The organism is Daejeonella lutea (assembly GCF_900168015.1).
Classification (GTDB): domain Bacteria; phylum Bacteroidota; class Bacteroidia; order Sphingobacteriales; family Sphingobacteriaceae; genus Daejeonella; species Daejeonella lutea.
In genome coordinates this window covers 1-24,621 of record NZ_FUYR01000008.1, presented here as the reverse complement: position 1 = coordinate 24,621, position 24,621 = coordinate 1, and the positions used below count along the sequence as shown (strand labels likewise).

Genomic DNA, 24,621 nt, shown 5'->3' with positions numbered 1-24,621 from the left:
TCTTTCTCAAGTACTTTTTCCTGTATGTTAAGATATTAGTGAAGTTAAACGTAATACGTTTTACGTTATACGTTGGAAAACGGATAGGGTACGCTCGCAAGAACGTACAACGTATCACGTACAACTTCCAAAACCTTCAGGTGCCTATATCGGCGGTGTCCACCTCTTCCCATTCCGAACAGAGAAGTTAAGCCCGCCAGAGCCAATGGTACTGCCGTAACAGGTGGGAGAGTAGGTCGGTGCCCAATTTTAAACGAAAGCTCAGTACTTCATTGTACTGGGCTTTTTTTGTGGACCGTGTTTTCGCTCAGCTAGAGCCAAGGGTGCTGTCCGACCCAGGAGGATGGGATGGTAGGCGATTGGAGCTCTTTTTATGAGATATGGGTTTTTCTTAATTCTTTTTTCTGGTCGAATGGAATGTAGCTGTATCATACTATTTTCGGCTCCTATTTATATTGGATATAGTAAGACTTTCCGTATAAAGTTTTTCGGCAATACCATAGAACTTTTACACTCTGTATCGGTTACTTAATGGTGCAGCGATAGGGTAGCAGCCTTTTAGTGCAAATTTTCACAGCCAATTTGACGCTTTTTGCGTATATTTGAATAATTTAGAAGTACATATGAATATCAATATAGGATCCCGTAGGGAAGTGTTAATGCATATCGAGAAGTATATGCTTGAAAAGATGCATGAGTACCTCAAGCCTATTGATACGAACTGGCAACCTTCCGATTTTCTTCCCGATTCTACCCGCGATACGTTTTATTCTGAGATCAAAGATCTCAAGGAAAATGCTAAGGATCTGTCTTACGACCTTGTGGCTGTTTTGATAGGTGATACCATTACCGAAGAGGCACTTCCCACTTACGAATCATGGTTAAGTATGGTAGATGGAATTTCAAAAGACGAGCAGGGTGGTTGGATGAAGTGGGTTCGTCACTGGACTGCAGAAGAGAATCGTCATGGTGACTTGTTAAATAAATACCTTTACTTGTCCGGACGCGTGGATATGCGCCAAATGGAAATATCAACTCAATACCTTATTGCAGATGGGTTTGATATTGGTACCGGGCATGATCCTTATCGTAATTTTATCTATACCAGTTTCCAGGAACTGGCAACAAATATTTCTCACCGCCGTGTAGCTTCGTTGGCTAAGCAGGAAGGTGATACGCTTCTTTCTAAAATGTGTGGCGTGATCGCATCAGATGAAGCTAGGCACGCGAAGGCGTATAAAGACTTTATGATGCGTATATTCGAAGTTGATCCAAATGAGGCGATGATCGCGTTTGAAGATATGATGCGCAACAAGATTGTGATGCCGGCTCATTTCCTGCGTGAAGTTGGACTGAAAATGGGCCAAACCTTTGGTCACTTTACTGATGCTGCACAAAGACTTGGTGTTTATACTGCTGTGGACTATGTTGATATTATGAAGCAATTGATAGACGAGTGGCAGATTGAGAAGATGCGTGATTTAAATGAGGCCGGTGAAAAGGCACGTGACTATGTAATGAACCTACCTGATCGTTTGCTTCGGGTAGCGGAGAGAATGAAAAATCCTACACTGGAATATAAATTTACTTGGATTGCTGGATAGTTTCTAACCCGATACTGTAAAAAATGAAAAAGCCCCGAATTTGGTTCGGGGCTTTTGTTTTATTCGAGTTCTTTTATGAAAATATTTTTGAAGTAAGCTTTATTGCCGTGATCCTGTAAGGAAATTCTTCCCTTTTTGGCTAAACCATAATCTGGATAATCTTTCCATTTACCAGTCGTTTTCTCCAAATTCCACTTCGTATCCCACGCAGTAAATTCTACGATCTTTTCTCCATTTAGCCAATGTTCAACATGACCCTTGTCAAAAACGATTTTACTGGAATTCCATTCTCCCACCGGATTCAACTTTTTTGTCTCACTTGGCGAATTCATGGCATAGTCTCCCCCGGTAAGTTGCCAGTTTTCCAACTTTTGAGGATAGGAAAGATCGTCTATTAGCTGATACTCCGGGCCTGTTTCCCAGGGAGCTTTGTATTTCGGGTCTTCTATAACGTGATACATCACACCACTATTTCCCCCTTTATCAATTTTCCAATCCCAGGTAAGCTCGAAATTTTCGAATTCCTCATCTGAAACAATATCGCCCCCGGTATCCCATTCCGCAGCTCCAAGGCAAACTAACGCGCCATCTATAATAGTCCAGTTTTCTACTTCAGCAGTTTTATTAAATCCGTGCCAGCCAGCGAGACTTTTGCCATCAAATAGGCTTTTTTTCATTGCCATTGTGATTATGGAAGCTCGTTAATGATGATGTTTTTCCATCTCACCTTGATACCGCCTCCACTGTGGATCTGCAATGCAATTGATCCATTCGCCGCTCCAATTTTCTCATCTTTAAGTGTCACCATCTGCTTTCCGTTTAGCCAGGTTGTCACTTCGTCACCTACTACGCGAATTTTAGCTTTGTTCCACCCGTCAGGACTTAAGACTTTTTCGTCTTCAGCAGTGGGCTTAATTAACCATCCGCGGCCATATGATTCGTAAATGCCTCCCGTGCTGCTACCTGGAGGAGCAACTTCTACCTGCCAGCCTGTAATCTTAGTCCCTGCAATGCTAGAGCGAATGAACACACCGCTATTGCCATTTGCTTCAAGTTTGAACTCGTAATCCAACTCAAAATTCTTGTATGATTTTTCGGTTGACAGGTAACCGTACTCTTTGTCAGGGCCACTTTCGCAAATTAAATATCCTTTTTCAACGTACCACTTTTCCGTTCCATGTATTTTCCAACCAGTTAAATCCTTGCCATTGAACAACTTTTTTGGTTTCAGAGCTGGTTCACCGGCAGAAATTAAGAATAAGCATACTAGTAATAATAAATTCCTCATGATTTTATAATTTGATTTTACTAAATATAGAGGTTGTTAGCGAAAATAGAAAGTGTGACGCTTATTGTTACGAAGTCAAAAAGCCCCGTTGTGACTAGGCTTCTTGAAAACGATTATACTACATATTTCGTCTGTACTGTCCGCCGACCTCATATAAAGCATGTGATATCTGTCCCAAGGAACAGTATTTACAAACTTCCATCAAACTTTCAAAAATGTTCGCTCCCGAGAGGGCCATTTTCTGCAAATCTTGCAATAATTGAACTGACTGATCTTTATTGCGGTGCTGGAAAGCGTTTAGGCCCTCTATTTGAAATTGTTTTTCTTCTTCGGTAGCTCTTATGACTTCAGACGGTATTATAGTGGGTGAGCCATTTTTATTAAGGAAAGTATTCACTCCGACAATTGGGAATTCACCAGAATGTTTAAGTGTTTCGTAATATAAAGACTCTTCTTGGATTTTACTTCGTTGATACATGGTTTCCATAGCTCCCAATACCCCACCGCGATCATTTATGCGTTTAAACTCTTCCAGTACCGCGGCTTCTACCAGCTCAGTAAGCTCCTCAATTATGAATGATCCCTGCAATGGATTTTCATTTTTAGCGAGACCAAGCTCCCGGTTTATGATCAATTGAATGGCCATCGCCCGACGTACTGATTCCTCAGTTGGCGTTGTAATGGCTTCATCATAAGCATTCGTGTGTAATGAATTACAATTGTCGTAAATCGCATAAAGCGCTTGTAAGGTTGTTCTGATGTCATTGAAATCAATTTCCTGGGCATGCAGTGAACGTCCTGAAGTTTGGATGTGGTATTTTAGTTTTTGAGAACGATCGTTCCCATTATACTTGTATTTTATTGCTTTAGACCAGATTAATCTTGCTACACGTCCGATTACTGAATATTCAGGATCAATACCGTTAGAAAAGAAAAATGACAGGTTTGGTGCAAATTCATCAATATGCATTCCTCTGCTGAGGTAATATTCAACAAATGTGAATCCATTGCTGAGCGTAAAAGCCAGTTGAGAAATTGGGTTAGCTCCCGCTTCAGCGATGTGGTACCCCGAAATAGAAACCGAATAAAAATTTCTTACTTGATTATCGATAAAATATTTCTGGATATCGCCCATCATACGCAAAGCAAACTCTGTAGAAAATATACATGTATTTTGCGCCTGGTCCTCTTTCAGTATGTCTGCCTGAACGGTCCCTCTAACACTTGAAATAGCGTAAGCCTTGATTTTGTTATATACATCCAAAGGTAGAACTTGATCTCCGGTTACTCCCAGAAGCATTAAACCGAGACCATTATTCCCTTCCGGCAAATCTCCCTGATATACGGGCCTGCTAATGTTTTTTACTTTATAGATCTCATTGATTTTTGCATCTATTTCATTCTCTAGTCCGTTCTTTTTGATATAAACTTCGCATTGCTGATCTATAGCGACGTTCATGAAAAACCCCAGGAGCATTGGAGCGGGTCCGTTTATTGTCATTGACACAGACGTTGATGCGTGACAAAGATCAAAACCTGAATAAAGCTTCTTAGCGTCGTCAAGTGTTGCAATGCTGACTCCCGAATTTCCAATTTTGCCATAAATGTCAGGACGAATATGCGGGTCTTCGCCATAAAGAGTAACTGAATCAAACGCTGTAGAAAGTCGGTGCGCTGGCTGCCCCAGAGATACATAATGAAAACGTTTGTTAGTTCGTTCCGGGCCGCCTTCGCCAGCAAACATCCTGGTCGGATCCTCGCCCTCGCGTTTCAATGGAAATACTCCTGCTGCAAACGGGAATTCGCCCGGCACGTTTTCTGTTAAAAGCCAGCGCAGTATATCACCCCATGCCTCATATCTCGGCAGAGATATTTTTGGGATCCGTAATTTTGAAAGAGATTCGGAAAATAGGGACTGCCGAATTTCTTTGTCACGGACCTTGAAAACAAACTCATCAGCCTTGTAACGTTTGATCGTTTCTGGCCACTCAGCCAACAATCTTCTACATTCTTTGTCAAGGCCTCCTTCAAGAGAGTTGTACATTTCTTGCAACGATTGCAAATGGATGCTCCCCAAGTTTAAATCTAATACTCCTTTAACCTGGAACATTTGCTGAGCAATTTTACACTGCTCATCAACCCATACTGAATAACCTTCATTTGCCTCTGCAATTTCCGCCAGATATCGTACCCGGTCTGGAGGAATAATATAGTTCTTGTCCTGAAAATCATGTTTTGAACTTTGGGCGATTGAAAAATCTACAGCAGTCTTCTCTTTAATGATGCTCATTAATTTGGAAAACAAGCTATTCATTCCCGGGTCATTGAACTGGGAGGCCATTGTGCCTATAACTGGCAATTCCTCATCGGCAGCCTCAAATAGTTGGTGATTTCGCTTAAACTGTTTGCGCACATCCCTAATTGCATCTAAAGCACCACGTTTATCAAATTTGTTGATAGCAACTAAATCGGCGAAGTCTAACATGTCGATCTTCTCGAGTTGTGTAGCTGCTCCGAATTCCGGTGTCATTACATATAACGAAACATCAGAGTGGTCGGTAATTTCTGTGTCGGATTGCCCTATACCTGAAGTTTCAATAATTATGAGATCATAGCCTGCAGCTTTACATATATCTATAGATTCCTGGACATATTTTGAAAGAGCCAGATTAGCCTGGCGGGTTGCCAAAGAGCGCATGTAGACCCGTGGATTGTTGATTGAATTCATGCGGATTCTGTCTCCAAGCAATGCTCCCCCTGTTTTGCGCTTTGACGGATCTACGGAAATAATGGCGATACTTTTATCTGTTTCTTTGAGAAAACGTCGTACTAGTTCATCGACGAGAGATGACTTTCCTGCACCACCGGTTCCTGTTATACCTATTACAGGTATATTTTTGTCTTTATTCAGTCCTGAAATTTCCTTAAGGAAATCTGATGTCTTGTCCGGATGATTTTCTGCGAGTGTAATGGCGGAAGCTATTGCCTTTGAATCTTTCTTTTTGATTCCGGCTAGTTCCCCATTTAATTTATCACGCGTCAGGAAGTCACATTGCTGAAGCATATCATTGATCATGCCTTGCAGCCCCATCTTCCTGCCATCATCAGGTGAATAGATCTGAGCTATTCCATACTCTTTTAATTCTTTAATCTCGTAGGGTAATATCACACCACCGCCACCAGCGAATATTTTGATATGTTTCGCTCCTTTCTCCTGGAGCAGGTCGTGCATATATTTAAGATATTCAACATGCCCCCCCTGGTAAGAAGTCATTGCAATGCCCTGTACATCTTCCTGGATTGCACAATCAACCACTTCTTGGACAGAGCGATTATGACCTAAATGGATCACTTCGGCACCCGATGACTGCAAGATGCGACGCATAATGTTTATTGTAGCATCATGCCCATCGAATAAAGCAGCTGCGGTGACAAAACGTAATTTGTGTTTTGGTTTGTAAACTTCGGTCATTACCTTTTTATAAATAGAGGTAAAGGTAAGAATAATTGGCCTTGAAGCCAGAAATATGGAATGGTATTAAATGAAGAAGGGGAATAAATCCCCCTCCTCATAAGCCCGTTTGTTAACCTTATTTAGGGCTGTGCTTTGATGGTGTTTGCGGTGCCTGCTTTTTACCCTGAACGTTCGGGTTTTCATTGCCTTTGTTTACAGTTGCTTGTTTGTTATCTGTATGGTAAGACATTTGTCCACCGCTATTCGATATACCTCTTTGTTTTTGTTCTTCTTTTACAGACTTGAATGCCTGGTTTGATTTGGACGAGCCCTGCTGATCCGCATTCGATTTATTTTTTTCAGGTATGTTCATATGCTGATCGGTATAAATAAGATTATTCCTGATTATTCAACACCCTGAATTTCGGATTGTTTGCCTAAAGCCAGTTTTTCTTCTTGAAATAAAGTAGCGTTATGACAGATGATAAAATCATCAAAAGGATCGCGAAAAGGTACCCCAGGTCCCAATCAAGTTCCGGCATTGCCTTGAAATTCATGCCGTACATACTGGCAATAAGTGTGGGCGGCAAAAACGCTACTGTTGCTACGGTAAAAATCTTAATAATGCGATTTTGCTCAATGTTGATCAGACCCATGAACGTGTCCTGAAGGTATTCGAGCCTTTCAAAGGCAAATTTATTGTGCTCGATAAGAGATCCGATATCTTTCATCATTATCCGCAATACATTCATGTAATCCTCCGGGAATAAGCTGCTTTTCATGAGGGAGGATACTAACCGTTGCTTGTCGATAATATTCTCCCGCATTAAAATATTATAATTCTGAAAAGAAGCGATCTTTAACAGGATTTCTTCGTCTGATCTTTTTCTGTTCAGAGTTAATTGCTTGTTCAAGTCGGCTATATCTTTAGCAAGTGACTCGATGATGTCGGCATCCTGTTCAATTCCGGTTTCAAGTAATGTAAGAAGTATTTGGTATCCATTTGTGAAAGAACCAGGGTTTGATTTGATTTTCTTTACAGATTCGCCGAAGGTTTTCAAATCATCATCCCTATAAGTGAAAAGGATGCCTTTTTCAAGAACAATTGAAACCGGGCAATAATCAAAGTCCTGCTCTCTGAGCGAAAGGAAATTTGAATTGATGATCAGTTCATCGTCTAATTCATTAAACCGAGAGGAACTTTCAATTTCTGAGGATTCTTCTTCAGATGAGTATTTAATATCGAAATACGTTTCTATAGTTACTTTTTCCTCCACTGTGGAATTTTGCAGGTCTACCCACACCAGATCGCTAATTGGAATAGACCTTAAAAGGCTGATGTCGCTCTCTTTCGCTAGGCGCCTGTCTTTTTTATAATATATCCGAAGCATGAGGATCTGTGGCTAATAATGAAATTCGTATCTTTGCAAAAATAAAGTTTTGGGAACACCTTTAGACTACGGATTCAAGAATTATAATCACTACGGCGCTTATCTTAAAAAGAAGTATGATGGCCAACGTGTTTATAAGATCATCGCAGATGCTGGTTTCACCTGTCCCAATCGCGACGGTAGCAAAGGCTACGGCGGATGTACTTATTGTAACGTTGATTCATTTACACCAGAACTTTCCAGAAAGCTGCCAACTATAAAAGAGCAGATTGAGCAGGGGATGGCGCGTGCCGTTAAAAATTACCGTGCCGAGAAATTTATTATATACTTCCAGCCGAATACAAATACATACGCACCAACTCACTACCTGAAGATGCTTTACGACGAAGCATTGAGTATAAATACGGAAAACATTGTTGGACTTTCGGTTGGTACTAGGCCTGATTGTATTGATTTTGAGAAAGTGGCACTGTTGGAGAGCTATGCCGACAGATTTGATGTCGACCTGGAAATGGGAATGGAGTCGATCTATGATGATACCCTTTCTAAGATCAATCGGGGATGCTCTCATCAGGAACTGATTAACGCGCTTAATTTAGCTGGTGGGTCGAAATTAGATATCTGCGTGCACACCATATTTGGATTTCCATGGGAGACTCACGAGATGATGCTGAAATATGCAGATGAGATTAATAGATTTCCCCAGATTAAATTTGTTAAGCTACACCATCTTCATATTGTTAAGGGCTCAATTATGGGCAGCAGGTTCGCCAGGGATCCTTTTAAAACATTTACAATTGACGAATACACCGATTTTATAGCTGAATTTATTCCGATGCTGCGCCCTGACATTGTTTTACAAAGATTATTTGGTCTTGCCGATTTTGATCTGCTCATCGCACCAAATTGGGATATGAAGAAGTCGCAAATTCAAAGCTATATCGATAAACGACTTGAAGAAAAAGGCGTCGTTCAAGGGAGCAATTATGTTCCTGTCTCTCCAATCCTGGTATAATAAAGCCTCCGTTTTTGTTTTCCATCCTTCAACTTATTGATAATAGGTTGGACGGAAAGGGCTCGTTGTAGAATTTCTCTCAATTTCCAAGATTAACATCCAGATTACTGGCATGTGAAGGTATTTTATTCTAAATCTGGTCGATTTTGTCGGAATAATCAAATTTTAAGCACAATTTCTCGTCCTTTAATGCCTAAATTCGGCAATTTTTCATTATATTTAGAGTATTTTAAGCTATAAGTTGCACTTTTAGCAAATAAATCATCTTTTCTGTGAACAATTTTTATAAAATTCATATATTTGGCTAAATAAATCACTTGATAATCCTAATTGTACTATAATTATACTGATTTTATGAAAATTGATCTAAAACGTATAGCACCTTTTTCGATTTTAGCCGTAATTGCGATTACTTCTATTTTTATTCCTTCTCTTCGAAGTTTTGCAGATACATCAAAATATAATGGGGCCGATATTGCCTGGCTTTTAGTTGCCACTGCGCTAGTATTCCTTATGACGCCAGGTTTGGCATTTTTTTACGGTGGAATGGTACACAGAAAGAATGTGATTTCCACGATGATTAAAAGTGTGGTAGCAGCTGGTGTTGTCAGCGTCTTATGGATTACGGTTGGTTTCAGTTTGGCGTTTGGTGACACGATTGGTGGTTTCATTGGCAGCCCAGCTACCTTCCTTTTTTTTAAAGGCGTTAACTCCGGAGGCCCGTGGAGTCTTGCTCCTACTATTCCCCTAACTTTATTCGCTTTCTTCCAGCTCATGTTCGCTATTATCACGCCCGGGCTGGTTGTGGGTGCGGTAGCCGAAAGGATTCGTTTTACCTCATATATTCTGTTTATTTGCTTGTTTAGCATATTTGTCTATTCTCCCCTGGCACACTGGACCTGGCATCCGGAGGGATTTCTCTTTAAGATGGGAGCATTTGACTTTGCTGGCGGGACTGTGGTGCACATTTCGGCAGGTATGGCAGCTTTAGCCGGTGCATTGGTGTTAAAGCGTCGAAGAGTGCACCAGGAAAACCGTGAAATCCCACCTGCTAATATACCATATGTCCTGATTGGTACAGGTTTATTATGGTTCGGTTGGTTTGGTTTTAATGGAGGATCTGCCTTTGGTGCAAATGAGCTTGCTGTATCAGCATTGGCAACAACTAATATCGCGGCCGCTTCGGCAGGTTTATCCTGGATGTTTTTCGATGTTGTCCGGGGTAAAAAGCCATCAGTCTTAGGATTCTGTATCGGTGCAGTCGTAGGGCTTGTAGCTATTACACCAGGGGCCGGTTATGTTGCAATTCCACAAAGTATATTTATAGGAGCCTTTACCGCAATTGTGTCAAACTTAGCCGTTCACTGGAAATCTAAAACCAGATTGGATGATACGCTGGATGTATTTCCATGTCACGGGGTAGGTGGCATTGTGGGTATGCTGTTAACCGGTTTGTTCGCTACAAAAAGTGTTAATCCTAATGGTGTTGACGGTTTATTCTATGGAAACCCGGATTTCTTTTTCACTCAGGTAAAAGCCCTTGCCATTGTTATTACTTTTAGTTTTGTCGGATCTTACCTGATATTCAAGCTTATTAACATCATTCAACCAATCCGGGTAACGATGGAAGAGGAGGAGGAAGGTCTTGATGCATCCCAGCATAATGAAAAATATAGTCAGGGTACGCTTATAGTAAGTGATAATGGGTCGGTATACGAAACGGATGCCGAACGAGTGAAACAAATAATCTAACCAATTATTTAAACAATCCGAAGGCTCACTGAATTTCGGTGGGCCTTTTTTATTGAACAATTTTATTAGCACATGCAGAGCTTGCAAATGCTTCGGGCTTGGCTTTGAATACGAATCCCATACTTAATATATATCCCATCGCTTCATGCAAAGCCTGGTTTGATTTAAAGCTCGGATTGGTATTGATGTCTGCATGCACTTCAAGATCAACGTCATACAAGTCCAAAAGATCACAAAGTGAATAGGCGCACTCGATCGACTTCTGTACCTCGGAGATCATCCGCTCCTTGATGCTCATTTTTTGTGCTGACCGTTCCTGGTGGATAAACATAAATCCGCCTTTTTGTTCCCGCAAGAAAACAATAACGGTAGCAAAATCAATGATGGAGCCCTTTACCTGGGAATCTGTACCTATACATACTTTAAGCTTGTTGCCAAGATTTGATTCTCTTTCGATGGCGTGCTCTACTTCTTCAAGGATGGGGAGCTGAATAGTTTCTCCGTTAAATTTTTTCCAGGTCATAAATTTTGTCGGGGTTAAAATTTATTAAACAAGTGTAAAACAGGATTTTATCTATCCTTAAATATAATTCTTTTAAAAGCCAAAACACTTTTTGCCATGGTTATTTATTTGTTAACATATTAACAGAAACGGGACAACAATCAGGAGTCTTTTCCGTATAATAAGACATGGAGAAGTTCACAACCCTCATAACCGGATTTTTATTTCTTTTAATAATAAGCCCAGCCTGCAAAAAGGCCACGGTCGATCCTGGTCCGGCTCTGGTCTCCCAGGATTACCTCAACGTTTCTTATGGTGCCAACATCCGCAACACTTTTGATATATATCTTCCTGAAAAACGAGATGTTAAAACTCCGGTAGTTTTACTGATACACGGTGGTTCGTGGTTCGAAGGTGATAAGTCTGCTTTCACTGACCTTGCTAAATATTGGAGGGAAAAAGGCTTTGCCGCCGTTACAATGAATTATCGGTTTACAAACACACCTGAGAAAAACATTCATCCTGCCCAGGTTAATGATATTGCGAAGGCGATCGATTTTATAGCGTCCAAATCCACTGAATGGAAGGTGTCAGGTGACAAATTTGCCCTTCAGGGAGCGAGTGCAGGTGGACATCTTGCACTTTTATACACATATAAATATGATGCAGCCAATAAGGTTAAGTCGGTAATATCAATGGCCGGACCAACAGACCTTACTGTAATTGGTAGTGCCGGGCCAGCTCAGGCCCAGGTAGCTCAGTGGCTTCTTGGATCTACTATTCAGGCAAACCCTGCTGCTTACGTGGAGGCTAGTCCAATCACTCATGTAAATGCCGGATCAAAGCCTACCCTTTTATTTCATGGAAAACTGGATGTAGTTGTCCCGTTTCAACAATCACAGGATCTAAAAAACAGGCTGACGCAATTGGGTGCAGTTAATAAACTGGTTTTGTATGAAGATACTGGACATGAGGTAGTTAATGTAAACCATATGGCCAGTTTTTTAGCTGAATGTGAAAGCTGGCTAAGGCTACACCTGAAATGAATTGAATATTTTGAAACTTATCAAAAGTTGCATTGTATTTAATATATACCAATTCAATTATATCATGGCAAATAGTCTTACAAATGAATTGTTGCAGTTGCAAAAGAGCCGGTGTAGTTTCAAATATGCTGAAATGGTTGATGATTACATGAAGGAAATGCCCACGAAGGTAGGGAAGTCTTTGAACAGACCAATCGATTCAATAAGTCGCAACATTTCCATTATCAATCGATATCGGGGAAAGATGCTTTATAATTTGGAACGAAGGTTTTATGTTTCCTGGAGGAAATTAAAACGATATACGAAAAGCTAAAAGTAATATAGAGTATCAAGACCCTGATAATTATCAGAGTCTTGATACGACCCTTTCTCAGCCAACAAGTTTTTTGTACCTGATTCTGTGCGGAGTGATATCACCCGTACGCTTTTTACGGTTTTCTTCATATTCTGAATAATTCCCCTCAAAATAATAGACTTCAGAATTTCCCTCGAAAGCCAGGATGTGGGTACAAACCCTGTCTAGAAACCATCGGTCGTGGGATATGATAACCGCACACCCTCCGAAGTTCTCCAAACCTTCTTCCAGTGCGCGTAATGTATTCACGTCGATGTCATTGGTAGGCTCATCCAGCAAAAGCACATTTGAACTTTTCTTTAAAGTAATTGCAAGATGCACCCGGTTGCGTTCACCACCAGAGAGAACAGCAACCTTTTTTTGCTGATCGGCTCCATTGAAGTTGAACTTTGAAACATATGCACGTGAGTTTATCGGCCTGTTCCCTAATAAAATGTTTTCATTCCCGTCAGTAACATTCTCCCAAACTGACTTGTTAGGATCAAGGTCGTCATGCATTTGATCTACATATCCAAGTGCGACGGTAGGCCCAACCTTGAAAGTACCTGCGTCAGCTGTTTCTTGTCCTGTGATCAACCTGAATAAGGTAGTTTTTCCTGCTCCATTCGGACCGATAATGCCGACGATTCCAGCCGGCGGCAGGGAGAAGTTTAAGTTTTCGAATAATATTTTATTACCGTATGATTTGCTTACTCCCTGTGCTTCAATTACCACATTTCCAAGGCGTGGACCGGGTGGAATAAATAGCTCCAGCTTGTCTTCACGTTCTTTCGTATCCTCCGAAGCCAATTTCTCATAGTTTGAAAGTCGTGCTTTGGATTTGGCATGTCGTGCCTTGGGCGCCATCCGAACCCATTCAAGCTCTCGTTCCAATGTCTTTTGCCGCTTACTCTCTGTTTTTTCTTCTGATTCCAGTCTTTTGGATTTTTGATCTAACCAAGAAGAGTAATTTCCTTTCCATGGAATACCTTCTCCACGATCAAGTTCAAGGATCCAGCCGGCAACATTATCAAGGAAATACCTGTCGTGTGTTACGGCAATTACAGTTCCTTTATATTGCTTAAGGTGTTGTTCCAGCCAATCAATACTTTCCGCGTCGAGGTGATTTGTAGGCTCATCAAGTAGGAGGACGTCCGGCTCCTGCAGCAACAAACGACATAATGCGACACGTCTGCGTTCTCCTCCTGACAAAGTGGCAATTTTTGCTTCAGGTTCTGGACAGCGCAAGGCATCCATGGCTCGCTCGAGTTTGGTGTCTAATTCCCATGCATTGCTGGCATCAATCTGGTCCTGCAATTCACCCTGACGAGCAAGAAGCTTATCCATCTCGTCAGCATTCTCATAAACTTCTGGCAAACCAAATTTTTCATTTATCTCTTCGTATTCTTTCAATATAGCTGTAGTACTGGCCACACCCTCTTCAACTACTTCACGCACAGTCTTTTTATTATCCAGAATTGGCTCTTGGGCCAGATATCCTACTGTATAACCGGGAGCAAATACCACTTCCCCCTGGTATGATTTATCAATTCCGGCAATGATTTTCAGCACGGAGGATTTACCTGATCCATTCAGTCCGATAACACCAATTTTGGCTCCGTAGAAAAATGAGAGGTAGATGTTTTTTAAAACTTGTTTTTGTGGCGGGTAGATCTTGTTGACCCCGGCCATGGAAAATATTATCTTCTCGTCTGACATGTTGTATTTACAATGAGGCTCAAATATCGTATTTTAGTCAGAGAGATGTCAACTTTATTCTCTCAGAATGACCAAAAACCTTTTCAATTTAAATGGCGTAATTGTTGATAACTTGTTATTATTGCCGGAAGTGTATTAAACCAATAATTTAATAGCTTAGGGCGTTAAACATACAGAAAGGTATTATAATGGAAGCTAAATTTTCCCCACGCGTCAAAGACGTGATATCATATAGCCGGGAAGAAGCCCTACGTTTAGGGCATGATTATATCGGCACAGAACACTTATTGCTTGGCCTGATCCGTGAAGGTGACGGTATGGCAATTAAAATTCTGAAGGGTGCCGGTGTAGATACTGCTCGTCTGAGAAAGTCAGTGGAGGATTCTGTGAAAGGGACATCCAGCACTACGGTTAACCTTGGAAACATCCCGCTTACAAAGCAAGCAGAAAAAGTTTTAAAGATAACGTATCTCGAAGCAAAGATATTCAAGAGCGATGTTATCGGTACAGAGCATTTACTCTTATCAATTTTGAGAGATGAAGATAATATCGCATCTCAGATACTGCAGCAATACAATGTTAATTACGACATCTTTAAGGCAGAAGTAGAGAACAACAAAGAAGGGTTCAGAGATGAAGCACCAGGAGGTTCTACTGCCGGTGATGACGATTTCAGAGAAGAGGAAAGCTTTAGCCAGCCTAAGAAAGTTTCGGATATCAAATCTAAAACACCAGTTCTTGATAATTTTGGTCGTGATCTTACCCGGGCTGCTGAAGATGGAAAGCTTGACCCTATTGTAGGACGTGAGAAGGAGATAGAACGTGTTTCGCAGATCCTGTCACGCCGAAAGAAAAACAATCCTATACTTATAGGTGAACCAGGCGTGGGTAAATCTGCCATTGCCGAAGGCCTTGCTTTGAGAATCATCCAGCGTAAAGTTTCAAGAGTGCTTTTTAACAAGAGAGTTGTAACTCTGGATCTTGCTTCCCTGGTGGCAGGTACAAAATACCGTGGACAGTTTGAAGAACGGATGAAGGCAGTAATGAATGAATTAGAGAAATCTCCGGATGTTATCCTGTTCATTGATGAGATCCATACTATTGTTGGCGCCGGTGGTGCTTCGGGATCGCTGGATGCGTCTAATATGTTCAAGCCTGCATTAGCAAGGGGGGAAATACAATGTATTGGTGCTACTACTCTTGATGAGTACCGTCAGTTTATTGAGAAAGACGGAGCATTAGACCGCCGTTTCCAAAAGGTGATGGTGGAACCTGCTACTCCGGTTGAAACGGTGGAGATACTCAATCGTATTAAAGAAAAGTACGAAGAGCATCATGGAGTTACGTATACAGACGAGGCAATTAACGCCTGCGTAAGTTTAACATCCAGGTATATTACTGATCGTTTCCTTCCCGATAAGGCTATAGATGCTCTCGATGAGTCGGGGTCACGCGTTCACTTAACGAATATCCATGTTCCGCAAAATATTATTGATGTCGAACAAAAGATCGAGGAGATTAAAGTTGAGAAGAATAAGGTTGTAAGAAGCCAAAAATATGAAGAAGCAGCAAAGCTTCGTGATACTGAAAAAAATCTGTTGGAGGAGCTTGAGAAAGCCAAAAGCGAATGGGAAGCTGAAACAAAAACAAAACGGTATACTGTTACCGAGGATAATGTTGCTGAAGTAGTTTCCATGATGACTGGTATTCCTGTGCAGCGCGTTGGTCAGGCAGACAGCACGAAATTGCTGGGGATGTTTGATGCAATTAATACGCGAGTAATTGGTCAGGAAGATGCAGTTAAGAAATTGACCAAAGCTATCCAGCGTACACGTGCTGGACTAAAGGATCCTAAAAAGCCAATTGGATCCTTCATATTCCTTGGTCCTACAGGTGTTGGTAAGACGGAGCTCGCAAAAGAACTTGCCCGATTCATGTTTGATACTGAAGATGCACTGATCCAAGTGGATATGAGTGAATACATGGAGAAATTCGCCGTGTCTCGTTTAGTAGGTGCGCCTCCGGGATATGTTGGATATGAAGAAGGTGGCCAGCTAACTGAGAAAGTTAGAAGAAAACCTTATGCAGTTGTGTTACTCGACGAAATTGAAAAGGCTCACCCTGATGTATTCAATATACTATTGCAGGTTTTAGATGAGGGTCAGCTGACCGACAGTCTTGGACGTAAGGTAGATTTCAGGAACACTATAATCATCATGACTTCTAATATTGGCGCGCGTCAGTTAAAAGATTTCGGACAGGGTGTAGGATTTAGCACAGTGGCCAAGGCATCACAAGCAGATACATTCTCAAGGGGTGTTATTGAAAATGCGTTGAAACGTGCATTTGCGCCGGAGTTTTTAAATCGTGTTGATGACGTAGTAGTATTCAATTCTCTTACAAAAGAACATATCTTTAGTATTATCGATATTGAGTTAAAGGCTTTATTTGAGAGAATTCACGGTCTTGGCTACGAGATTAAACTCACGGATGCTGCTAAAGACTTCATCGCCGAAAAAGGCTACGATTCCAATTTTGGTGCCCGTCCTTTAAAACGTGCCATTCAGAAACATCTGGAAGATCCAATAGCTGAAGAAATCCTTAAAGGGGAATTGGTTGAAGGAGATACCATGGAAGTGGATTACGATAAAGAAAAGGAAGAAATCCGGATCATCGGCAAAACCAAAACGCCGAAACGTAAAAAAGAAGAAAAGAAAGAGGAATAAGCCAAAGTAACATTTGGATTACAGCGGGTAATGGTTGCAACCATTACCCGTTTTTTTTTGTCTTCCCTATATAGGCGCTGTTCTTAAAACCTATACCATTATGAAACGATCACTTATTTTCATTTGCCTTTCCTTAATTATAGTAGCATCCGGATGTAAAAAGGAAATGGTTGTGCCGAACCGTACCATTATAACCACCCTTACTTCCGGAAGTTGGGCACAAAGCAACGGAGGACGAAACTATACGGCAGCGATTGATATGCCTGAAATTGATAACTATTTTAATGATCACGGAGGTGTACTTGTATATATATCTTTTGACAATGGTGCTACTTACGAGCAGGTTCCGCAGGTTTACAATGGAGTTTCCTACAGCTACATTACCCGATCCGGAGAAATAGTAATGGAAATTCAAAGTTCAGATGGTATAGGCACGGTCACACCTCCAGGCACGGTTAGGGTTAAGATAGTGCTTATTGATTCGGTGTAAAAGAGGTGAGCCTGGGGAGTTGACGGTTGACGGTTGACGGTTGACAGTGGGCAGTTCAGGACGGAAATCCACGCAGAAAAAACTGGCAATAAAAAAAGGCCCTTCTATAAAGCATAGCAAGGGCCTTTTTAATATATGATATCTTAACGAATTGTGGATTTTTCAACTTTCCACTCTCCGCTCTCAACTATTGTTTTCAACTCCTAATCTGTGCATCACATCATCACTTACTCCAGTTGATGAATACCCTCCATCATGGAAAAGGTTTTGCATCGTAACCATTCTCGTCAGGTCAGAGAATAGTGTAATACAGTAATCAGCACAAGATTCAGCATCTGCGTTACCAAGGGGCGCTATCGCGTTCGCGAAATCATAGAAGTCCCCAAAGCCTTTAATTCCTGTTCCGGCCGTAGTTTTAGTTGGAGATTGTGATACCGTATTGATCCGTACCTTTTTCTCTAGTCCATAGTGGTACCCAAAGCTTCTGGCAATGGATTCCAGCATTGCCTTAATATCAGCCATATCCGTATAGAACGGATAAGTACGCTGGGCCGCCATATAAGTAAGTGCAACAACACTTCCCCACTCATTTATTGCATCAAGTTTCTTAGCAACACTTAGCATTTTATGCAATGACATTGCTGAGACATCGATTCCTTTATTGAAGTAATCATAATTGAGTTCAGTGTAAGGGATCTTTTTGCGGATATTTACACTCATCCCGATCGAGTGAAGAACAAAATCAATCTTGCCACCAAGTATTTCCTGCGATTGAGTGAATAAGTTAGTCAGTTCCTCTACACTTGTAGCATCAGCCGGTACAATTTGAGATCCTGTAGCTTCTGCCAGCGCATTAATTTCTCCCATACGCATTGCGATAGGGGCATTAGTCAATACGAATTTTGCGCCTTCAGCATGCGCTTTTTCTGCTACTTTCCAGGCAATTGAATTCTTGTCCAATGCTCCCGAAATGATACCTGTTTTACCTTTCAGTAAGTTATACATATGATCTTGTTTTGATGGTTGAATCTATAAATGGTAAAGTTATTATTAAATCTTTGATACTTGATCTCTAAATTATTTAAGCAGCTCCTTTGCATTGAGAATCGCGGATTCCCCCGGTTTATTGCCGCTTAGCATTTTAGCCAGTTCCATAACCCGTTCTTCCGAGTTTATCTCGCGAATATTTGTATGCGTCGCTTCTGCCCGTTCATCCTTATATACTGTATAATGGGCCTTACCACGGGCAGCTATCTGAGGAAGATGGGTAATAGCAATTACCTGCATATTCTCTGAAAGTTTTTCCATGATATTTCCCACCTTTAAAGCGATCTCGCCGGAGATGCCTGTATCAATTTCATCAAAAATGATGGTTGGGAGTGAGGTATGGACAGCAATAAGTGATTTGATACTGAGCATTAATCGCGAAAGTTCCCCACCTGAAGCAACTTTATTCATTGGCAAAGGCGTTTGACCTTTATTAGCGCTGAACAGGAATTTAATCTGATCGGTGCCGTTTTGGCTAAAACTGCCCGACTCTAACCTTTCATTCCTGATCTGGAGCACGGCGTTTAGCATGCCGACCTGATGGAGTGTTCCGGTAACGCTCTCTTCAACACGGGGAATGCTTGCAATTCTTGATTCATGCAGTTGCCCGGCAAGATCATTCAGCTTGGTATATATCCCGTCAAGCTCGATCTTCAACTTTTCGATATCCTCATCAGCAAATAGAATACTGTTCAATTTATCAGAGAATGAATTTCTTAAAGCAATAAGTTCCGCATTTGAACCAACACGATGTTTTTTCTGGAGAGAATATAATGTATCAAGCCTTTGGTTTATTTCCTCCAGCCTCGATTCATCAATTGTACTATGTTGTTCAATTCGTTCAATCTCGGTGAGAATGTCCTTAACCTCAATCAAGCTGCTGTTCAACCTTTCGTGAAGTACCCCGATTTCAGGACTATATTTTTCTGCATGGCCAAGGTTTAAGGCTGCATCTTTAAGCTGGCTGACGACTGCTGCATCATCTTCACCCAATATGCCAATGGCTGTGATCAAACTTCGTTTTATTTCTTCTGCATGAGTGAGGATGTCCTGTTCCTGTTCTAATACGGACTGTTCTTCTTCAGACAAATTTGCCTTGTCGAGTTCATCAAACTGGAACTGAAAATAGTCAAGGTCAGATTTTGATTGCTCACTTTGACTGACCAGATCTTTTAACAGGGATTGCGTTTGGCGATATTGCTTATAGGTAGACTTGTAATCATTCAGCAAATCTTTATTGCCAGCAATGGTATCGACCACAAGCAGTTGAAAATCCTCGTCATTGATCTCAAGTGTTGCGTGCTGGGAATGTATATCAATTAGTTTCTCTCCTAATTTTTTGAGGGTTGCAAGATTTACGGGTGTATCGTTAATAAAGGCACGTGATTTCCCATCTGCAGAAATTTCCCTTCTCAGAAGTGTTTCAGGCTCATAATCGAGGTCGTTCTCCTTAAAAAAATCATTCAAATGAAAGCCGTTAACCAGAAAAGTTCCTTCAATAACACATTTCTTTTGTTGGTTGAAGAAGTACTTGCCTTCCGCCCGCTGACCAAGGATCAATGACAATGCCCCAAGGATAATAGATTTTCCTGCTCCAGTTTCCCCCGTAAGGATATTCAACTCATTCGAAAATGAAATATCCAAAGTATCAATTAACGCGTAGTTACTAATAGCCAGTCGCTTGAGCATAGATTAGGAAATGGTTTCGGCTAAATTAACGAAATAGCTATTAACAGGATAAAGGTTTTTACCAAAACGATTTAACGGGATCTCTTCAGAATCTCGTATTTCAGTGCGTTGGCCGGGTCAACCGCAGAAAGGATAGTAAATGCCTTTAGCTTTTCCTGCGGATCAGCATCACTTAGAATATTGATAAGCTCATCTGATTTGGCCGTAAAGAATACCTGGTTCAATATGGCCCCTTGTTTTTGTTTATCAATTTTCTGGAGCTGGGGTAAAACAGCATAAATTGCTTTCCGGCCCTTTGACGGATTTTCTGCCATCACATCCAGGCCATCGCGGTGGTATTCATACATACTTTCACGGATTGGATTGTATGCCTTGTTCAACAAATTCTCCATAATCCAGAATCGGTTTCTTAGATTCTCGTGAGCCTTCCATCCTAAGTTTGGCGCGTTCTGCGCGTTATTGAGAACCGTTTGCGCCTTTTGAAAATAGGGGGTTCCGCCAAGTTTAGAAAACGTATCATAATCCATCCCCGTAATGATGTAGGCATAAAAAGCCAGCAGAGATGTAAGGTTGGTCAGGTAGTTCTGATCAGAATAGTCAAGCGCCTGTCCTTCTGAGTAGGAAAATGTAAAATCCTTGTCGTTCAGGTTTAGAATAGTACTGTTATAGTTGCTGTTATAAATAGGCCTGCTCGATTGGATCTGAGCTTCTGCTTTGAAATTTGCAGAGGATCCGTCCCATTCAGTTATCGTGATCACGAAATTACAATCTATTCTTTCCTGGGGCTGAAGTGCGTCAGCTGTCCATCTTCTACCGTTCAGGAAATCTTTTATGCTCACTTCCAGCACGTCAAGTATTCGTTTGTTGGCATTTGGTATTTGAGGAGCAAGTATCTGTACCCGCGCGTTCAAATCCTGCGAATGCACTGCAACAGAACCAAGCAGCAAGAAAAACAGTAGGACGACTCTCATGATAATAAATCTAATACTTTTTTGCAGATATCTATTGCCACCTCTTTCTTGGACTTCAGAGGAAACGATTCTTTCGAAAGCTTATTATCGATGATTGTGACCTTGTTTTGATCATTCTTAAAACCCGCTCCTTCGTCACGTAGCGAGTTCAGCACAATAAAATCCAGATTCTTTTTCCGGAGTTTGGCAATGGCGTTCTCTTCTTCATTATTTGTTTCAAGAGCAAAGCCTACTAAGATCTGGCCGGCTTTCTTCTCTTTCCCGAGAGTCGCTAAAATGTCGACAGTTTTGACCAGGTTAAGACTCAGATCAGAATCATCTTTCTTGATTTTTACATCCGACACTTCTGCCGGCCGATAGTCAGCAACGGCCGCACTCAGTATTGCTACAGCCGACTTTGGGAAAGCTTTCTCAGAAGCCTTAAGCATTTCATGAGCCGACGTAATGTCTATACGATGTATTTTGGGGTCAGATAGTTTCAGAGAAGTTGGCCCGGTAATTAGGGTAACGTCAGCACCAAGTGCGGAAAGTTCTTCTGCAATGGCAAAACCCATTTTTCCGGAAGAGTGGTTACCGATAAAACGTACAGGATCAATAGCCTCATACGTAGGGCCCGCGGTCACAAGAGCCAGCTTACCTCTTAATGGAAGTTTTTTTTTTATCTCTTCGGATACGAATTCTATGATCTCTTCAGGTTCGGCCATTCTCCCTTCGCCGATAAGACCGCTGGCTAACTCACCATATGCTGGCTTGATCAGGATATTACCATTTGATATAAGTGTATCAATATTTTTTTGAGTAGCCGGATGTTTCCACATATCCAGATCCATAGCCGGAGCAAAATATACCGGGCATTTAGCAGATAAGTAGGCAGCGGAAAGTAGGTTATCGCACAATCCATTAGCCAGCTTTGCCAGAGTGTTTGCACTTGCAGGGGCGATGATCGTAAGGTCTGCCCATAGGCCTAATTCCACATGATTATTCCATACCCCTGATTCAGGATCGTAATAATTAACCAATACCGGGTTTTTGGAAAGTGTCGAGAGGGTGAGCGGAGTGATGAAGTTTGTCGCCTCGCTGGTCATTATAATCTTGACGTTTGCACCAGCTTTAACCAGTAATCTGGTTAAGCTTGCGGATTTGTAACTCGCAATACTGCCACAAACGCCAAGTAGAATATTCTTATTCTTAAGCATAGGCATGTTTTCTGTCAAATTGAACTCATGCAGGAGGCATAGCACGAATGCTCTATGCTTTTTGCAATCTTATTGCTCTTTAGAAGGATTTCTGTAATAAACCTTATCGTGCAAAAATTCGTCAACAGCAATTAACGACGGTTTAGGCATACGCTCATAGTGTTTCGAAATTTCAATCTGCTCGCGATTTTCAAAAACCTCTTCAAGATTATCATTCGATGACGCGAACTCTGCTAACTTTCCATGAAGCTCTTCTTTAAGATTGTTCGAGATCTGGTTAGCACGTTTGCTGATGATTACAATTGACTCGTATATATTATCAGTTGTCTTGTCTAATTCGCGTACATCACGTGTTACCGTGCTGTTTGGAATAGCTGGCTTAGTATTACTCATTTGAATTGTTTTTAGTGTCTTCTTGTTTTTTATCTTTAGCGGCCTGAGCTGCTTTAATTTTTGCGTTTTGCTCTTCTAAAAGTGCAGTTTCGGTAGCAATTAATTTCCTTACATCCACTATTGCCTTCTCACTGCTCTTCTTGATCTGTTCCGCTTCTTTCAAATATTTACTTGTTGGATAATTTACCGCAAACTCGTTGGCAAGCTGAATGGCTTCATTATAGCGTTCTTCCTGTTTTACTTCCAGACTCGCACCGGCATATAAAGCCTGTGCTTTTATTGTTAGAAATTGCATTTCTTCCGCGTATTTAGTATCCGGGAACTCACGTTCTGAATTTCTGAAAGCTATAACTGCCGACTTATAATCACCAATATCCAGGAAAAGCTTTGCATTCTCATATGATTTCTGCTCCAGCTTTAATCTCAGGTTAGCAATTAGCTTGCTGGCCTCTGGTACCCGCTCACTTTTTGGATGAAGGTTAATGAACAGCTGTAATGCATCCATAGCCTTTAGTGTATTGTCCTGATCTAAAGAATACGTCGGCGATTCCAGATAAAAACAATATGCTGCCATAAAGCGGCACTCTTCAGCTTTCGGGCTTGAAGCGTAAGTGTCAGCAAATGTTTTAAAGTGATATCTTGCAGTCGTGTAATCTTTTAGCTTATAATGAGTGTATGCATAATAATATGAAAGATCTTCAGCTTCTGCAGTTCCACGATATTTTGTAATCAGGTCGTCAAACAGCGGCAATGCCTTGCTGTAGTTCTTGTTGTCGTAAAATTTTATTGCTTCCCGGTATTTTTTTGCGGTATCATTGCTCGCACGGAGCTTTTCATATTTGCTCTTGCAACCAGCAATCGCAATAATTATAACAAGTAATATGCTTAGGGTAATGTTAAGCTTGTTTTTAAACATTCTGCAAAGATAAGGTAAATCAGTAAAATTTCAATTATTAATTGATGGTCATTAATATATAGGCGGATGCTTATTAATATATACGCGAAAATATCCCTTTGTATATATATGGTGTATTGTTTAACATTCTTTAACAAATGAGCACTTAGCATATATATATAAATAAGGAAATTTAAACAGAATGCCAGTCCAAATCTTTACCCGTGAGTTGAGCCCTGGCCCTCTTGCATGGGGTTTCAGACATTTTAACTACAGAGAATTTAAAATGAATTATTAGTGGGTTGCCCCGTGTGCGGGGCCGGGCTATCCGCTTCAATCTTTTTAAGCTTCGCGTAAAAAGCCTGCCTGCGGAAGGCAGGTAATTCCGCTGCTATCCCTAAACCTTCGCGGTTCCATTGCTATGTATTGGATATATCAGAAGCCCCGGCGCCTAAGGACTTCGGAAGACTTGCTGCCATTATCCTCATTAACAGGTCATCGTTTCATAAATGCCATTACTTCTCCATTTCTTGCTTCAATGCTATCAATTACCTGTCTTATCGCCTGTTCTTTTAGCTTGTACTTTTTTGTTTGCGTTGTTCACTACTTTTTTCCTGCTTGTTCCCAGCGACTTATGTTTATTGATGGAATTAAAAGCACTTCCCCCTTGCAGGGGATGTTGAATGTTGTTACCTTTGCATCCCGCAACAGAGAGAAGCGGGTTGTTTTTTGAAGAGTTTTAGAGTTTTAGCGGGTATTGGGGATACGAAAGGTTATCAGCTGATCGTTTGAGAAAATGCCAACCTGGAATGGGTCAGCGGAGAGAGATAGTGAGAAGGAGCTGATTTCCAGAGAGAACAAAAAAACTTTAAAATAAATTTTGCAGAGGTCAGAAAGAATCCTACCTTTGCAGTCCCAAACAAAACGGGAACAAAACAAAAGCGGAGAGCGCGATGCTCGAAGCGAACCAAGATGAAAGTTTAAAAGGTAGCAATACCAGATAAATATAAGCATGCACCGCGAAGGGAAATGCGCACCGTTCTTTAAAGAAATGTCAATAGAAGTATAACGAGTAGAGACCTTATGGTCTTGAAGTTAAAGCGAGAATA

19 protein-coding genes and 1 rRNA gene are annotated in these 24,621 nt (G+C 41.2%); 7 read left to right on the top strand and 13 right to left on the bottom strand.

What is annotated here, in order from left to right; all coding sequences use genetic code 11:
* Positions 1-136: 136 nt before the first annotated feature.
* Together rrf and B5X60_RS17930 are read left to right on the top strand one after the other, a co-directional pair.
* Positions 137-248, top strand: a 5S ribosomal RNA gene (gene rrf, locus B5X60_RS17935).
* 375 nt (positions 249-623) lie between these two features.
* Positions 624-1,604: an acyl-ACP desaturase gene (locus B5X60_RS17930; protein WP_079704123.1), complete on the top strand. Its 981-nt coding sequence runs from the start codon at positions 624-626 to the stop codon at positions 1,602-1,604.
* A gap of 59 nt (positions 1,605-1,663) precedes the next feature.
* Here the strand turns inward: B5X60_RS17930 and B5X60_RS17925 are convergent, their stop codons facing one another.
* From B5X60_RS17925 to corA, 5 genes are all read right to left on the bottom strand, one after another.
* The gene (locus tag B5X60_RS17925) at positions 1,664-2,281 is read right to left on the bottom strand and encodes a 3-keto-disaccharide hydrolase (RefSeq protein ID WP_245803562.1); all 618 of its coding nucleotides are present in this window, start codon (positions 2,279-2,281) and stop codon (positions 1,664-1,666) included.
* 11 nt (positions 2,282-2,292) lie between these two features.
* Entirely contained in the window at positions 2,293-2,892 is a 600-nt protein-coding gene (locus B5X60_RS17920) for a 3-keto-disaccharide hydrolase (RefSeq protein ID WP_079704121.1), read from the bottom strand.
* A 118-nt stretch (positions 2,893-3,010) separates the two neighbouring features.
* Positions 3,011-6,364 carry a methylmalonyl-CoA mutase family protein gene (locus B5X60_RS17915; RefSeq protein ID WP_079704120.1) on the bottom strand — a complete coding sequence of 1,118 codons (3,354 nt, stop codon included), beginning with the start codon at positions 6,362-6,364 and terminating at the stop codon, positions 3,011-3,013.
* A 118-nt stretch (positions 6,365-6,482) separates the two neighbouring features.
* Positions 6,483-6,719: a hypothetical protein gene (locus B5X60_RS17910; RefSeq protein ID WP_079704119.1), complete on the bottom strand. Its 237-nt coding sequence runs from the start codon at positions 6,717-6,719 to the stop codon at positions 6,483-6,485.
* A gap of 64 nt (positions 6,720-6,783) precedes the next feature.
* On the bottom strand, positions 6,784-7,737 hold the full coding sequence (gene corA / locus B5X60_RS17905) for a magnesium/cobalt transporter CorA (protein ID WP_079704118.1): 954 nt from the start codon (positions 7,735-7,737) through the stop codon (positions 6,784-6,786).
* Positions 7,738-7,786: 49 nt separating this feature from the next.
* Here corA and B5X60_RS17900 point away from each other — a divergent pair, with 49 nt between their 5' ends.
* Together B5X60_RS17900 and B5X60_RS17895 are read left to right on the top strand one after the other, a co-directional pair.
* On the top strand, positions 7,787-8,752 hold the full coding sequence (locus B5X60_RS17900; RefSeq protein ID WP_079704117.1) for a TIGR01212 family radical SAM protein: 966 nt from the start codon (positions 7,787-7,789) through the stop codon (positions 8,750-8,752).
* A gap of 354 nt (positions 8,753-9,106) precedes the next feature.
* The gene (locus B5X60_RS17895) at positions 9,107-10,504 is read left to right on the top strand and encodes an ammonium transporter (protein ID WP_079704116.1); all 1,398 of its coding nucleotides are present in this window, start codon (positions 9,107-9,109) and stop codon (positions 10,502-10,504) included.
* A 49-nt stretch (positions 10,505-10,553) separates the two neighbouring features.
* On the opposite strand, the gene B5X60_RS17890 is transcribed toward B5X60_RS17895, so the two are convergent.
* The gene (locus B5X60_RS17890; RefSeq protein ID WP_079704115.1) at positions 10,554-11,027 is read right to left on the bottom strand and encodes a ribonuclease H-like YkuK family protein; all 474 of its coding nucleotides are present in this window, start codon (positions 11,025-11,027) and stop codon (positions 10,554-10,556) included.
* A gap of 167 nt (positions 11,028-11,194) precedes the next feature.
* Here B5X60_RS17890 and B5X60_RS17885 point away from each other — a divergent pair, with 167 nt between their 5' ends.
* On the top strand, positions 11,195-12,052 hold the full coding sequence (locus B5X60_RS17885) for an alpha/beta fold hydrolase (protein ID WP_079704114.1): 858 nt from the start codon (positions 11,195-11,197) through the stop codon (positions 12,050-12,052).
* Between the two features lie 370 nt (positions 12,053-12,422).
* Here B5X60_RS17885 and ettA read toward each other — a convergent pair whose 3' ends face one another.
* Positions 12,423-14,105 (bottom strand): energy-dependent translational throttle protein EttA, encoded by a 1,683-nt coding sequence (gene ettA, locus B5X60_RS17880; RefSeq protein WP_079704113.1) that lies wholly within the window; start codon positions 14,103-14,105, stop codon positions 12,423-12,425.
* Positions 14,106-14,293: 188 nt separating this feature from the next.
* Between ettA and B5X60_RS17875 the strand changes: the two genes are divergently transcribed.
* Both B5X60_RS17875 and B5X60_RS17870 read left to right on the top strand, forming a co-directional pair.
* The gene (locus tag B5X60_RS17875; RefSeq protein ID WP_079704112.1) at positions 14,294-16,831 is read left to right on the top strand and encodes an ATP-dependent Clp protease ATP-binding subunit; all 2,538 of its coding nucleotides are present in this window, start codon (positions 14,294-14,296) and stop codon (positions 16,829-16,831) included.
* A 100-nt stretch (positions 16,832-16,931) separates the two neighbouring features.
* Positions 16,932-17,321 carry a hypothetical protein gene (locus tag B5X60_RS17870; protein WP_139377528.1) on the top strand — a complete coding sequence of 130 codons (390 nt, stop codon included), beginning with the start codon at positions 16,932-16,934 and terminating at the stop codon, positions 17,319-17,321.
* Positions 17,322-17,504: 183 nt separating this feature from the next.
* Here the strand turns inward: B5X60_RS17870 and B5X60_RS17865 are convergent, their stop codons facing one another.
* From B5X60_RS17865 to B5X60_RS17840, 6 genes are all read right to left on the bottom strand, one after another.
* Positions 17,505-18,326: an enoyl-ACP reductase FabI gene (locus tag B5X60_RS17865; protein ID WP_079704110.1), complete on the bottom strand. Its 822-nt coding sequence runs from the start codon at positions 18,324-18,326 to the stop codon at positions 17,505-17,507.
* Positions 18,327-18,398: 72 nt separating this feature from the next.
* A complete protein-coding gene (recN, locus tag B5X60_RS17860) occupies positions 18,399-20,057 on the bottom strand; it encodes a DNA repair protein RecN (protein ID WP_079704109.1) in 1,659 nt (552 codons plus the stop codon).
* A gap of 71 nt (positions 20,058-20,128) precedes the next feature.
* The gene (gene porD, locus B5X60_RS17855) at positions 20,129-21,028 is read right to left on the bottom strand and encodes a type IX secretion system protein PorD (RefSeq protein ID WP_079704108.1); all 900 of its coding nucleotides are present in this window, start codon (positions 21,026-21,028) and stop codon (positions 20,129-20,131) included.
* On the bottom strand, positions 21,025-22,224 hold the full coding sequence (gene coaBC, locus B5X60_RS17850) for a bifunctional phosphopantothenoylcysteine decarboxylase/phosphopantothenate--cysteine ligase CoaBC (RefSeq protein WP_079704107.1): 1,200 nt from the start codon (positions 22,222-22,224) through the stop codon (positions 21,025-21,027). The genes porD and coaBC overlap by 4 nt, the downstream gene beginning before the upstream one ends.
* Positions 22,225-22,293: 69 nt before the next feature.
* Entirely contained in the window at positions 22,294-22,617 is a 324-nt protein-coding gene (locus B5X60_RS17845) for a DNA-directed RNA polymerase subunit omega (RefSeq protein ID WP_079704106.1), read from the bottom strand.
* Entirely contained in the window at positions 22,610-23,533 is a 924-nt protein-coding gene (locus B5X60_RS17840; protein WP_079704105.1) for an outer membrane protein assembly factor BamD, read from the bottom strand. The genes B5X60_RS17845 and B5X60_RS17840 overlap by 8 nt, the downstream gene beginning before the upstream one ends.
* Positions 23,534-24,621: the final 1,088 nt, after the last annotated feature.

What these genes read in the sequence shown, in the direction of transcription:
- B5X60_RS17930 (WP_079704123.1), top strand. Translation starts at nt 624, where the DNA reads ATGAATATCAATATAGGATCCCGTAGGGAAGTGTTAATGCATATCGAG.
- B5X60_RS17925 (WP_245803562.1), bottom strand. Translation starts at nt 2,281, where the DNA reads ATGAAAAAAAGCCTATTTGATGGCAAAAGTCTCGCTGGCTGGCACGGA.
- B5X60_RS17920 (WP_079704121.1), bottom strand. Translation starts at nt 2,892, where the DNA reads ATGAGGAATTTATTATTACTAGTATGCTTATTCTTAATTTCTGCCGGT.
- B5X60_RS17915 (WP_079704120.1), bottom strand. Translation starts at nt 6,364, where the DNA reads ATGACCGAAGTTTACAAACCAAAACACAAATTACGTTTTGTCACCGCA.
- B5X60_RS17910 (WP_079704119.1), bottom strand. Translation starts at nt 6,719, where the DNA reads ATGAACATACCTGAAAAAAATAAATCGAATGCGGATCAGCAGGGCTCG.
- corA (WP_079704118.1), bottom strand. Translation starts at nt 7,737, where the DNA reads ATGCTTCGGATATATTATAAAAAAGACAGGCGCCTAGCGAAAGAGAGC.
- B5X60_RS17895 (WP_079704116.1), top strand. Translation starts at nt 9,107, where the DNA reads ATGAAAATTGATCTAAAACGTATAGCACCTTTTTCGATTTTAGCCGTA.
- B5X60_RS17890 (WP_079704115.1), bottom strand. Translation starts at nt 11,027, where the DNA reads ATGACCTGGAAAAAATTTAACGGAGAAACTATTCAGCTCCCCATCCTT.
- B5X60_RS17885 (WP_079704114.1), top strand. Translation starts at nt 11,195, where the DNA reads ATGGAGAAGTTCACAACCCTCATAACCGGATTTTTATTTCTTTTAATA.
- ettA (WP_079704113.1), bottom strand. Translation starts at nt 14,105, where the DNA reads ATGTCAGACGAGAAGATAATATTTTCCATGGCCGGGGTCAACAAGATC.
- B5X60_RS17875 (WP_079704112.1), top strand. Translation starts at nt 14,294, where the DNA reads ATGGAAGCTAAATTTTCCCCACGCGTCAAAGACGTGATATCATATAGC.
- B5X60_RS17870 (WP_139377528.1), top strand. Translation starts at nt 16,932, where the DNA reads ATGAAACGATCACTTATTTTCATTTGCCTTTCCTTAATTATAGTAGCA.
- B5X60_RS17865 (WP_079704110.1), bottom strand. Translation starts at nt 18,326, where the DNA reads ATGTATAACTTACTGAAAGGTAAAACAGGTATCATTTCGGGAGCATTG.
- recN (WP_079704109.1), bottom strand. Translation starts at nt 20,057, where the DNA reads ATGCTCAAGCGACTGGCTATTAGTAACTACGCGTTAATTGATACTTTG.
- porD (WP_079704108.1), bottom strand. Translation starts at nt 21,028, where the DNA reads ATGAGAGTCGTCCTACTGTTTTTCTTGCTGCTTGGTTCTGTTGCAGTG.
- coaBC (WP_079704107.1), bottom strand. Translation starts at nt 22,224, where the DNA reads ATGCTTAAGAATAAGAATATTCTACTTGGCGTTTGTGGCAGTATTGCG.
- B5X60_RS17845 (WP_079704106.1), bottom strand. Translation starts at nt 22,617, where the DNA reads ATGAGTAATACTAAGCCAGCTATTCCAAACAGCACGGTAACACGTGAT.
- B5X60_RS17840 (WP_079704105.1), bottom strand. Translation starts at nt 23,533, where the DNA reads ATGTTTAAAAACAAGCTTAACATTACCCTAAGCATATTACTTGTTATA.